The 11844-nt window shown below is 69.5% G+C and carries 10 protein-coding genes; 3 read left to right on the plus strand and 7 right to left on the minus strand.

Annotated features, from left to right (window positions below; genetic code table 11):
- Positions 1 to 32 precede the first annotated feature (32 nt).
- From ACLARN_RS37895 to ACLARN_RS37910, 4 genes are all read right to left on the minus strand, one after another.
- On the minus strand, positions 33 to 3377 hold the full coding sequence (locus tag ACLARN_RS37895) for a phosphodiester glycosidase family protein (protein ID WP_409496319.1): 3345 nt from the start codon (positions 3375 to 3377) through the stop codon (positions 33 to 35).
- Positions 3378 to 3505: 128 nt separating this feature from the next.
- Entirely contained in the window at positions 3506 to 4249 is a 744-nt protein-coding gene (locus ACLARN_RS37900; RefSeq protein ID WP_409496298.1) for a maleylpyruvate isomerase family mycothiol-dependent enzyme, read from the minus strand.
- A gap of 56 nt (positions 4250 to 4305) precedes the next feature.
- Positions 4306 to 4716, minus strand: a complete 411-nt coding sequence (ndk, locus tag ACLARN_RS37905; protein ID WP_020629465.1) for a nucleoside-diphosphate kinase — start codon at positions 4714 to 4716, stop codon at positions 4306 to 4308.
- Between the two features lie 64 nt (positions 4717 to 4780).
- Positions 4781 to 5128 carry a winged helix-turn-helix transcriptional regulator gene (locus tag ACLARN_RS37910; RefSeq protein WP_409496299.1) on the minus strand — a complete coding sequence of 116 codons (348 nt, stop codon included), beginning with the start codon at positions 5126 to 5128 and terminating at the stop codon, positions 4781 to 4783.
- A 112-nt stretch (positions 5129 to 5240) separates the two neighbouring features.
- On the opposite strand from ACLARN_RS37910, the gene ACLARN_RS37915 reads away from it, so the two are divergent.
- On the plus strand, positions 5241 to 6155 hold the full coding sequence (locus tag ACLARN_RS37915) for an NAD(P)-dependent oxidoreductase (RefSeq protein ID WP_409496300.1): 915 nt from the start codon (positions 5241 to 5243) through the stop codon (positions 6153 to 6155).
- Here ACLARN_RS37915 and ACLARN_RS37920 read toward each other — a convergent pair.
- From ACLARN_RS37920 to folC, 3 genes are all read right to left on the minus strand, one after another.
- Entirely contained in the window at positions 6088 to 7650 is a 1563-nt protein-coding gene (locus tag ACLARN_RS37920) for an alkaline phosphatase D family protein (protein WP_409496301.1), read from the minus strand. The two genes, ACLARN_RS37915 and ACLARN_RS37920, sit on opposite strands and share 68 nt — an antisense overlap.
- A gap of 161 nt (positions 7651 to 7811) precedes the next feature.
- Positions 7812 to 8213 (minus strand): DUF4233 domain-containing protein, encoded by a 402-nt coding sequence (locus tag ACLARN_RS37925; protein ID WP_409496302.1) that lies wholly within the window; start codon positions 8211 to 8213, stop codon positions 7812 to 7814.
- Positions 8210 to 9886 (minus strand): bifunctional tetrahydrofolate synthase/dihydrofolate synthase, encoded by a 1677-nt coding sequence (gene folC / locus ACLARN_RS37930; RefSeq protein WP_409496303.1) that lies wholly within the window; start codon positions 9884 to 9886, stop codon positions 8210 to 8212. The genes ACLARN_RS37925 and folC overlap by 4 nt, the downstream gene beginning before the upstream one ends.
- A 68-nt stretch (positions 9887 to 9954) precedes the next feature.
- Here folC and ACLARN_RS37935 point away from each other — a divergent pair, with 68 nt between their 5' ends.
- Together ACLARN_RS37935 and ACLARN_RS37940 are read left to right on the plus strand one after the other, a co-directional pair.
- Positions 9955 to 10584: a class I SAM-dependent methyltransferase gene (locus tag ACLARN_RS37935; protein WP_409496304.1), complete on the plus strand. Its 630-nt coding sequence runs from the start codon at positions 9955 to 9957 to the stop codon at positions 10582 to 10584.
- A 107-nt stretch (positions 10585 to 10691) separates the two neighbouring features.
- A complete protein-coding gene (locus ACLARN_RS37940; RefSeq protein ID WP_409496305.1) occupies positions 10692 to 11567 on the plus strand; it encodes an SGNH/GDSL hydrolase family protein in 876 nt (291 codons plus the stop codon).
- Positions 11568 to 11844 lie beyond the last annotated feature (277 nt).

Raw genomic sequence — 11844 nt, forward strand, 5'->3', positions numbered from 1 at the left:
ATGAAAGGTCCGTTCATAACAGCCGTGGCAGATCAGCGGACGGTGATCGAGAGGCTCTGCGTCACCCCGTTGACGGTGACCGAGAGCCGTGCTACCCCCGGCCGCAGCGCGGTCAGCACCCCGGTCCCCGGGGCGAAGGACGCGACGTCCCAGGGCATCGCGGGCAGGAAACCGTCGGCCACGTGTGTGCCCCAGCCGCCCTTCCAGTCCGCGCTGACCGGGTACGACACCGGCACCTGACGCGCTCCCTGTGCCGCCACGGCCCGGATGTCCGCCTTCTCCCCGCGCGCCAGCGACGAGGGCCCGGACAGCGTCAGCGCGTCGACGTTCGGCCGTGTCTCGAACCGCACTGGCTGCGCCTTGTCGCCCGGCTCGAACCGGACCATCGTCCAGCCGACGAAACCGCCGTCACCGGGGGCCGCCGCGGGCGACTTCCCCGAGTTGCCGTTCACCAGGTACGGCACACCGTCCACACGCGACAGATTGAAAACGCCCGCGTGCGAAGCGATCGCGGCCGTCTGCTTACCCGATTCGCGTTCGAAGGCGGTCAGCCAGCCGGTCAGCATCGCGGCCTCCTTGCGGTCGGCCAGTTGCGAGTTCCCGGTGGGGCTGGGGTCCTTGACCGGGTGATGCATCGCGACGACCACGCCGCGGACGCGCCTGTCGGTCTTCGCGCCGTCGAGCGCCTCGCGCAGCATCCGGATCTGGTCGAACCCGCCCGCGCGCAGCGATCCGCGCGAGGAATCCATCAGTACCAGTCGGATCCCGGCGACGTCGACGACGCGGTGGGTCTCCCCGAACGCCGCCTTGAACTCGGTGATCCCGTGCCCGCCATCGGCTTCGTGATTGCCCGGCACGTAGTACCAAGGTGCCTTGCCGACCAATTCCTCGTCGATGATCGAGCGAGCCAACACGAAATCGGCGGTCGTGCCACGGTCGACGAAGTCGCCGTTGATCAGTACGAGATCCGGTTTCGCCGCCACCGCCTCACGCAGCGCCCGCCGCGCCTGGGCGACCAGCGGGCCCTTCGGGTCGTCGGCGGTGAACTGCGCGTCGCTGACCACGGCGATCCGCAGACCGCCGGTCGCCGTGCCATCGGTGATCAGTGCCGGATCACGCGGTGCAGGGTCGGCCGGGACAGTGGCCGCGGGCGCGACCTCGAAGGTGAGGTCGTCGAAGACCAGCCGTCCCTCGTACTGCTGATCCGGGACGTTCTCGACGGCGTAGAACTTCGTCAGCCGCTGCCCGTCGGGGAGTCCGGCCGGGATCGCCGCGCGGACGTAACGCCAGCCCGTCCAGTCGACGCTCAGCGACAAGTCCACAATGGACGGAACGTTGGCGGCGTCGCGGAGTTCCGCCCGCAGCCAGGCACCCTTCGCGTCACCGTTGACCCACAGGCCGACACGCTGAGTGCCGGGCGGTACCGCGATCGGCGCCGCCGAGTTGACGTAGGCCGCGCGCGTGGCGTTGGTCCCGTTCAACCGGTAGTCCAGCGCCAGCCCGCGTCCGCCCTCACGGCCGGGAGCCTCGGAAAGCGCGGCACCGACAACGGCGGGGAAAACACTGGCGGACCAGCCCGCCGGGCCGTCCAAAGACGCCGCCAGACGGGATTCCGTGCCGACGGACGCCGCGAGGTGCGTCGACTTCCCGCCGGCGGTGGCGGTGATCGCCGAAGCACCCGACGCCTTCAGCGCGGTGACCGCGAATCCGTCGCCGGACGGCTCGATCCGCACCACCGCGGGGTCGTAGTCGAGTTTGACGTCGTCGGGCTCGATCCACGTGCCGTAGCCGTCGGCGTCGTAGCCGAACACCTTGAACGTGCTCTTCGCGCCTTCGCCGGACAGCGCGACCTGTTCGGTGCTGGTGCCCAGCCTGACCGGCGAGCCGAGAACGTTCAGCGTCACCTTGCCCAGGACACCACCGCGCTTCGCGAGAACGTCGACGTTCGCGGGCACGTCCGGCCGGAACCGGTCGGCGTGCGCGGTGAAGACCCCGTTGGTCACCGTGCCGCGGAAGGGATTCGTGCTGAGCCACTGTGCGGAAGTCTCGACGGCGGCACCGGTTTCGTCGTGCGCACCGGCGGTGAGTTTCCGTGTCAGTCCGGAAAGCACCCGCGTCGCGTCGGCGGTGTCCTGCGCGGGACGCGGCGAGAATCCGGTGAGGCGTCCACTGCCGGGCACGGTGGTGACGCCGATCCCGTTGGGCACCAGGCGTTCCCCGCCATCCGACGGCGAGTTGCGCACCAGCGGCGCCTTCTCGCCTTCCTCGCGGGCGAGCATGGTCGAGGAGCCACCGCCGTCGAGGTTGATGGCGTCGTCCGCGCCGAGCGACTTCAGGTGACGGGCGAGTTCCAGTTCCGTCATGCCGCGGCTGTCGGCCTGGCGGCCGTCGACCGTGGCCAGCCACATCTTCGTGCCGTCGGCGGAGAACCCGACCGCGGTCCGGGGGTGCATGGCGACGTTGTCGACCGGCTGGATCGCGCCGTCGCGCAGCAGGACCTTGTTCCCGCCGATCGAGACCGACAGCTTGCCCTCGTCGCTCTTCGGCGCGTATGCGACGCCCACCCGGTCGCCGGTCTTCAAGCCGGACAAGGCGTCCACGCCGCCCTCACGGGCGAGCAAAATCGTGGCACCGGCGGCGATCGGGCCGTCCGCGGGCTGCGGCCGCACCTGCGTGACGACACCGTCCCGAAGCTCGATCTCGACGACACGCTGGGCGCCCGCGACCGAAGTCCGCCGCGACGCCGCGCCCCACAGCGGCGTGTAGACGCCGATCGCGTTCCCGCTCAGCACCGGGCTGTTGAAGTTCGACGCGGGCACGACCTTGCCGTCGGGCAAGGTGACCGAAGCTTCGAGGAACACCTCCGCGAGCCGAGCCTTGCCCTCCTCGGTGATCGACGCGGTCAGGTTGTGGCCGCGTGCGGGCGCCGTCTGGAGTTTCCCGGCGTCGACGCCGACCCCGATCGGCGCACCGGTGGCGTTGATGTCGAAGAAGTCGCCGTTGACCCCGGCGACCGCGCCGGTCTTGGCGACCTGCTGCGAAAGCGGCGTCCGCGCGGAAACCGTGCCAGGGCTGAGATACGTCGGCTTGAGCGTCTTGCTGGTGAGGTCGACGGCGAGGGTGTCGCCGCGGATCCAGCCCGCCGGGTCGTAGCGGTCGAACTCGGTGAGACTCAGGCCCGGCGCCACGCGCGAGGTCGCGCTGGTGGTGACGAGACCGTCGTCGGGCGCGGCCACGGCGTACGCGGAGGGGCCCTCCTTCGCCGAGGAGGCCGCGGGAGCGGCTTCGACGGGCGCGGGGCCGAGCGGGGCGGCCAGCGGATCGGCGGACGCCGGTGCGGCGACGAACAATCCGGGCAGCAGGGCAGCGAGCAATATTAGGCGTGATCTTCTCACGAAATACCCCACGATCGAGTGACAGGCGGCTCAGGTCAGCACAGCGGACGCGAGCCGCCAGGAGAAGACCCCGAGGTGAACGTGAACCGAACGGCGTAGGGCGCCGAAGATCAGGGAGTGAAAGGCCCGGCGAGGAAGGTCTCGGCCGCCGCGATGTCACCGGTGATCCCGAGACCCGATCCGGCGAGCCCGACCCGTTGCCACAGCAGCAGGTCCAGTCCTTCCGCGGGCCCTTCGACGACGGCTTCCGCGGTTTCGGCGGGCTCGGCCCGCCGTGAGCCGGGGATCCCGTCTTCACCCGGCGGTGTGATCAACCAGGCGTGTCCGGTGTCGGATGTCTTCAGCAGCAGCGGAACGGTGACCATCGGCGGGATGTGCCAGCGCTTCACGTTCGGCAGCATGGCGAAGAGGACCTCGTCCACGCCATCGGCGGCGATGGCCGGGTCGAGGGTGTACTCGGTTCCGGCCGCGCGGTGCGCGTCGAGCAGGTGCACCGCGGTCTCGTGGACCTGGCGGCGGAACCAGAAGGCCTTGGTCTTGGCGGCGGCGGTGAAGTTCCAGGCGTCGTCGTCCGGCGAGGCCTCGCGCAACGCCTCGATGAGACCGTCCGCGCAGTCGCCGTACCAAGCGGCGAGATCCGCGTCCGGTTCGACTTCGGCGATCTGCGGAACGCGGTCCCCGGTGCGCACGATCCCGGCCGCCCAGCGATGCACGTTGCCTAGGTGGACGACCAGATCACGCAGGAGCCAGTCGCCGCAGCACGGCACGGGCGCCGCGTGGTCCCCGGTGCGCACCACCTGCGCGAAACCGGCCGTGAGCTCCCGCAGCCGTGCCAGGTACTCGTCCGGCGTCATCGACAAACCCCCAGGTCCGTGGCTGGCGCGGGGATCCCGCGCCAGCCACGAGTGTGTCAGACCTCGGGGAACCAGAGCTTGAGCTCGCGCTCGGCCGACTCCGGGGAGTCCGAGCCGTGCACCAGGTTGTACTGGGTCTCCAGGGCGAAGTCGCCGCGCAGGGTGCCAGGGGTGGCCTTCTCGACCGGGTCGGTGCCGCCGGCGAGCTGGCGGAAGGCGGCGATGGCGCGGGGGCCCTCGACGGCGAGCGCGACCAGCGGGCCCGAGGTGATGAACTCGAGGAGGTCGCCGAAGAACGGGCGCTCCTTGTGCTCGGCGTAGTGCTCCTCGGCGACCGAGCGCTCGACGGTGCGCAGTTCGAGGGCGACGAGCTTCAGGCCCTTGCGCTCGATGCGCGAGATGACCTCGCCGACGAGGCCGCGCGCGACGCCATCGGGCTTGACGAGGACCAGCGTGCGTTCAGTCACGGCGGTATTTCTCCTTGGGTGGGTTTCGTGCTATTCGCCCGGAGCCTACTGGGTGCTTCGGCGCTCACTTCACGTCGGACCAGGGAATGGCTTCGATACGCTCGATGTGCTCCTCGCCCCACTCCCCGAGGGCGGCCATCGCGGTGTTGAGCGACTCCCCGAACGCGGTCAGCGAGTACTCCACCTTCGGCGGAACCTGGTGGTACATCTCGCGATGCAGCAACCCGGTCGCCTCCATCTCGCGCAGTTGCAGGATCAGGACCCGTTCGCTGATGGCGGGCACCGCGCGCCGCAACTCCCCGAAGCGCAGTGGCCCGTCCTGGAGCGCGAACAGGATGAGCCCTTTCCATTTTCCGCCCATGACGGCGATCGCGGCGTCGAGCCCGCAGGTGAACGTGCGGTTCTTGGTCATCGTCACACTTACCTTTTTGTCGGTACCCGGCAAAATAGTAGGTACTTGAACAAATGTACGCGACGTCCCAGCATGGAGTCATCCCGCTGATTTCCTTTGACTGGAGCGAAAAATGACGAAAACGCCGGTGACCGTCGTCGGACTCGGTTCGATGGGCTCTGCCCTGGCGAGCGCGTTCCTCACGGCCGGGCATCCGACGACGGTATGGAACAGGACGGCCTCGAAGGCCGATCCCCTTGTCGCACAAGGAGCCCTCCAAGCCGGAACGGTCGAAGACGCGGTGCGGGCGAGCCCGCTGATCATCGCCTGCCTGACGACCTATGAGGACACTCGCGAGGCCTTGGAATCGGCCGCACTGACCGGACGCGCTCTGGTCACCTTGAACAGCGGCTCACCGGCGGGAGCGCGCCGGATGGCCGAGTGGGCGACGAACCGCGGTGCGCGATTCCTCGACGGCGCGATCAAGAACGTGCCGTCGGCGGTCGGCGCGCCGGACACGCTGCTGTACTACGGCGGCGACAAGACCGTTTTCGACGAACACCGGGACACGTTGCGGGTGCTGGGCGGTGACACCGTCCACCTCGGCGAGGACAACGACCTCGCGGCGCTGTACGAAACGGCCGTCGGCGGCACCCTGTTGCCCGCGTTGGTCGGGTTCTTCCAGGGTGCCGCCGCGCTGCGGTCACGCGGCCTCGGGGCCGAGACGCTGCTGCCGTACGCCACCAAATGGTTCGAGATGATCATCTCGGTCCTGCCGACGCTCGCCAAGGAAATCGACAGCGGCGACTACTCGAATCCCGCCTCCTCGGTGGACATCTTCCACGCCGGCGCCGCCGCCGACCTCGAACTGGCCGAGGAGGGCGTCGACGTCGGCTGGCAGCTGCCGATGCACGACCTCGTGCGGCGGGCCGCCGAGGCCGGGCACGGCGACCGCAGCATCGCGGTCCTGACCGAACTGCTCAGCGATGGGGCCGCAGGGTCTTCGACCACAGCGAAGCACCCGTCGCATCCCGCAGATCGACCGTGAGCGCACCGCTCCGTCCGTCGATGTTCACCTCTCCGAAGTGTTGGAACCCGTCCGCGGGCGAGGTGTTCGCGGCGGGCGGGGCGTGCACGAACACCGCTTCCGGCCCGAAGGTCGGGTCGAGCGTGTTCGGCCCGAACGCGCCGGCGTTGAGCGGGCCGGAAACGAACTCCCAGAACGGGTCGAAGTCGGTGAACGACGCGCGATCCGGCGAGTAGTGGTGCGCCGCGGTGTAGTGCACGTCCGCGGTCAGCCAGACGACGTTGCGCACGCGGCGCCGCGAGATCTCCCGCAGCACCCAGGCGAGTTCGGTCTCACGGCCGCCGGGCGTGCCGGGCAGGCCGTTCGCGACACCCTCGATGCCCTTGCCGTCCGGGACGGTGAGGCCGATCGGGAGGTCGGCCTGGACGATCTTCCAGGTGGCGGTGCTGCGGTCGAGCGCGTCGACGAGCCAGCGCGCCTGGCGGTCGCCGAGGACCCGGCCCGGTTCGGTCTGGTCTGCGGTGTTGGCGTCCTTGTAGGTCCGCATGTCCAGCACGAAGACCTCGGCGCGCGAGCCGTGCCGGAAGTTGCGGTAGACGCGGCCGTCGACGGCCTGGCGACGGTCGATCGGGTGCCATTCGTGAAACGCCTGGAACGCGCGAGCGGCAAGCACGTCGACACGCTTCTCGGTGTATTCGGGACGGTCGTTGAGGATTTCACCCGGGTACCAGTTGTTCACGACTTCGTGGTCGTCCCACTGCACGTAGGACGGCACGTTCGCGGTGAAGCGCTTGAGGTTGTCGTCGAGGAGGTTGTACGCGAACTGGCCGCGGTACTCGTCGAGCGTCTCGGCGACCTTCGACTTCTCCGGGGTGACGATGTTGCGCCACACACGGCCGCCGGGCAGCGCGACGGTCTCGGTGAGCGGCGCGTCGGCGTAGACCGTGTCTCCACAGTGGAGGAACAGATCCGGGCGGCGGTCGGCCATCGCGCGGTAGATCGTCATCCCGCCGCGTTCGGGGTTGATGCCCCAGTTCTGCCCGGCGACGTCACCGGACCACACCAGGCGGACGTCCGAACGGCCGAACGGCGCGGTGGCGAACCGGCCGGTGACGGGCTCGCTGCTGGTGCGGCCGTCGAGGGATTCGGCGGTCACGCGGTAGTGGACCTCGGTCCCCGGCAGGAGACCCGCGACGCGGACCTTGCCGGTGCCGCCGGTCTCCGGGCTCATCACCGGCCCGCGCACGCGGCGCGCGTGACGGAACGAGGGGTCTCTGGCGACCTCCACGATCAGCCGTGAAGGCCGGTCGGCGCGCGACCAGACGATGCCGGAGCCGGTGGTGACGTCGCCGGACTGGACGCCGTGGGTGAGCACCGGGCGGTCGCCGCGGATCAGCGGGACGGCGCCCGGCGTCGCGGTCGCGGTTCCGGGGAGGAGCAGGCCGCCCGCGACGGCCCCGGCGCCGGTGAGACCGGCTTTGAGCAGCGTGCGGCGGTTGTGGTGGGTTGCGGTCATGGCGCGGTTCTATCCCGCGGCCACGGCCGGTGGGCCAACTGCGGCTTGCGCGGCGGTGAACGAGTGAGGCGTGTCTCGCGATTAGCACCAAGCGCTAGTGGCCGTGTCGCGAAAGTCACTTTCGCGACGTCTGATGTCCCGAAAGTGGCTTTCGCGACACCCTACGGCTGAGGTTGCTGCTGCTGACTCGGGAGTGTTCCGGCCGCCATCCGCCTCGCCACGTCCCGCCGCAGCCACAGCAGCCACAGCCAGAACCCGAGGAAGACCGCCCCGAGGATCGCCACGGCGGGCAGCGCGACGAAGAACGCGATCAGCGCGACCTGGAGGACGAGCACCGCGGGCACCGCCCAAGGCTTCTTCAGGAAACCGCACAGCGCGATCAGCGCGACCGCGAGCACGATCACCGACCAGCCGGTGAACGAACCGACACCGCCGCCGAGTTTCGCCACCACCGGCAGCGCGAGCGCGACGGTGATGCCCTCCATGATCAGCGAGCCTGCCATCACACCGCGGAAGGACTTCATCGGGTCCTTCGCGGGCGGCTTCGGGGTCTCGTCGGTCACGCCGGCTCCTTACCGAACAGGGTCCTTGCCTCGCCCGCGGTGACGACCGAGCCGGTGACCAGCACGCCTCCGCCCGCCAGTGGTTCTTCGGGGTCGTCGCTCTGCTCGACGAGGCCGATGGCGGTTTCGAGCGCGGTGTCCAGGCTGCCTTCGGCGACCACCCTGTCCTCACCGAAGATCGAGATGGCGATGTCGTTGAGTTCGTCGAGCGGCATCGCGCGCGGTGACGAGTTCTTGGTGACGACGATCTCGGAGACGACGGGTTCGAGGGCGTCCAGGATGCCCCGCGCGTCCTTCTCGGCCATGACGCCGACCACGGCGACGAGGCGGCGGAAGGCGAACTCCTCGGCGACGGTGGCGGCGAGCGCCTTGGCGCCGTGCGGGTTGTGGGCCGCGTCCAGCAGCACGGTCGGTGCGGCGCGGACCCGCTCCAGCCTGCCGGGGGTCTCGACCTCGGCGAAAGCCTCGCGGACGGCTTCGACGACCAGCTTCCGGTCCTTGCCCGCGCCGAAGAACGCTTCGACGGCGGCCAGCGCGAGCGCCGCGTTGGCCGCCTGGTGCGCGCCGTGCAGCGGCAGGAAGATCTCGTCGTAGACCCCGCCGAGGCCCTGCAGCTTCAGCATCTGCCCGCCGACGGCGACCTCGCGCTCCAGCACGCCGAACTCGCTGCCCGCGCGGGCGACGCTGGCGTCGACCTCGACGGCGCGTTCCAGCAGGATCTTCTGCACTTCGGGGTCCTGCTCGGCGATGACCGCGACACTGCCGGGCTTGATGATCCCGGCCTTCTCCACCGCGGCCTTGGCCGGATCGCCGCCGAAGTACTCGACGTGGTCGACACCGATCGGCGTGATGACGGCGACGTCGCCGTCCACGACGTTGGTGGCGTCCCACGAGCCGCCGAGACCGGTTTCGACGACCGCGGCCTCGACGGGCGCGTCGGCGAAAGCCGCGAACGCCATCCCGGTGAGCACCTCGAACTTGCTCATCGGCACCGCGTCGGGCCCGCCCGCGTTGTCCACCATGGTCACGTACGGCGCGACGTCGCGGTACAGATCGACGTACGCGGCGGCGGAGATCGGGACGCCGTCGAGCGCGATCCGCTCGGTGACCAGCTGCAGGTGAGGACTCGTGTACCGGCCGACGCGGAGACCCATCCGGGTCAGCAGCGCGTCGATCATCCGCGTGGTCGAGCCCTTGCCGTTGGTCCCGGCGACGTGCACCACCGGATAGCCGCGATGCGGTTCACCCATGAGGTTGACCAGCGCCGCGATCCTGGCGAGGGAGGGCTCGATCTTGGTCTCGGGCCAGCGCAGGTTCAGCTCGGCCTCGACCGCGAGCAGTTCGCGGCGTGCCTGCTGCCCGTTCGGGTCGGACGGGGCGAACTCGGCGCCCTGGTCGTCCAGTTCGTGCAGCTCCAAGTCCTCGGGGGCGGCGAGGTCCGGCACCGGGCCGAGCGCGAGGTTGTCCCCCAGCTGCCCGATCCCGCCGATGCCACCGCCCGCACCGCCGCCCGCCTGGTACGCGGCGTCGGGTGCGTCCAGATCCGGGTCGGTGTCGTCGGACGGATCGTGGGCACGCGCCCCCAATTCGTCCACACCGGCGAAACTGTCCAGATCTGCCAGGTCCGGGGATTCTGCGAATTCTTCGGAATCCCGGCCGTCACCTCGCGGCACGAACTCTCCTCTAACCCTTAGCTTGTCGTTCCGAGTCTACGTGCGGCTTTTGCTGGCACTCTCGACGCATGGGGTTCAACCACAACGACCACTATCACCCGCTGCTGCTCGACCAGCTTCCTCCCGGTCCCGGCGTGGCGCTGGACGTCGGCTGCGGCGGTGGACGGTTCGCCCGGCGGCTCGCGGCGACGGGGATGCACGTCGAGGCCATCGACCGGTCCGGCCCGATGATCGACGTCGCCCGAGCGGCGGGCTCGCCGGGTCCCGGCACGATCTCCTACCGGCAGGCCGACGTCCTCACCGAGAAGCTGCCGACGGAGGCCTACGACTTCATTTCCTGCCTCGCTTCCCTGCATCATGTGCCGTTCGACACGGTCACGAAGCTGCGGGACGCGCTGGTCCCGGGCGGTGTCCTGGCCGTGCTGGGGCTCGGCAGGCCCAGTACGGCCGCCGACTGGGCGCGCACCACCCTCGCCTCGCCGGTCAACGCGCTGGCCAGGGTGATCGTGTACGCGGGTGAGCGGCTGAACGGCGGGGTCGATCCGCTGCCGACGGCGCCGGTCGCGGAGACGTTCCCGCCGATGCACCGGATCCGGCGCGACGCGGCCAGGCTGCTGCCGGGGAGCAAGATCCGGAACCTGCTCTTCTATCGCTATCTGCTGGTCTACCGCCGACCGGAAGATGATCACTCGATGTGACACCCCAAGCGGGTGAAGCTCACGCGCGACTACCCGATCGGAGGCACCCGCCCGGCTGGATCCGGTTCATTTTGGAAGGGTCATCCAGTCCGGAGATCGGGGTCCTCATGCGCTTCAGACGCGTCCTGTTCGCTGCCGTCTCGACCGTCGTCCTGCTGATCGCCTCCACCACGGCGGCCACCGCCGCCGAGCGGTCCTACCGGAATTACGTCGCACTGGGTGATTCCTACACGTCCGGACCGCTCATCCCGCTCCCCCGCCTCGATCCACTCTTCTGCGGGAAATCGACGCAGAACTATCCGTCGATCCTCGCCGCGGCGCTGAAGGTCCGCTCCTACACCGACATCAGCTGCGGCGGCGCGGACACCACCAACATGACACGACCGCAGAGCGTGTTCCTCGGCAGCAATCCGCCGCAGTTCAGCGCCCTGCGCGCGAACACCGACCTGGTCACCGTCGGCATCGGCGGCAACGACTACGGCGTCTTCGGCACCCTGGTCGGCACCTGCCCGTCGCTGCGGGCGAGCGACCCCACCGGGAACCCCTGCCAGGACAAGTTCACCGTCGGCGGCGTCGACACGATGAAGGCGAAGATCGCCGACACCGGCAAGAACGTCGAGAAGGTACTGGCCGGGATCCACGCCCGTTCGCCGCGCGCCGACGTGCTCGTCATCGGCTACCCGCGGATCGCGCCGGAATCCGGCTACTGCCCGAAGATCCTGCCCTTCGCCGAAGGTGACTACGCCTGGCTCAACGACGTCGAGAAAGCGCTGAACTCGGCGATCGAGAAGGCCGTCGCCGCCGACGGCAAGGCTTCCTTCGTGGACACTTTCGGCCCGTCGGCTGGGCATGACGCCTGCGCGCCGAAGGGAGCCGCCTGGATCAACGGGCAGCACACGAAACTGCTCGCCGCGGCGGCATATCACCCCTACCGGACCGGGATGGCGGGCGTGGCCAATGTGATTCTCCGCCACCTCCGCTGAGCGACCCCCGGATGCTATGAACGGCCCGTTACTTGCAAATTTTGCAAGTAACGGGCCGTTCATAGCATTGGTCAGGCGGCGGGCGGTGAGCCTTCTCATCCTGCGTTGTCCGGTGTCGGCCGTCGGTCGGGGTGGTGGCCCGCAGGGCGGTGAAGGACGCCAAGTACATGAAGGCCCCCTTCCTTGCGTTAGGCGCAAGGAAGGGGCCTTCATGTACTTCAACCGGGGAAGGGCGCCGTACCGCGTCAGTCACCTTGTCGCGGGGGTGAGAGCGGAA

It is taken from the genome of Amycolatopsis sp. cmx-11-12 (assembly GCF_046269425.1).
Taxonomy (GTDB): domain Bacteria; phylum Actinomycetota; class Actinomycetes; order Mycobacteriales; family Pseudonocardiaceae; genus Amycolatopsis.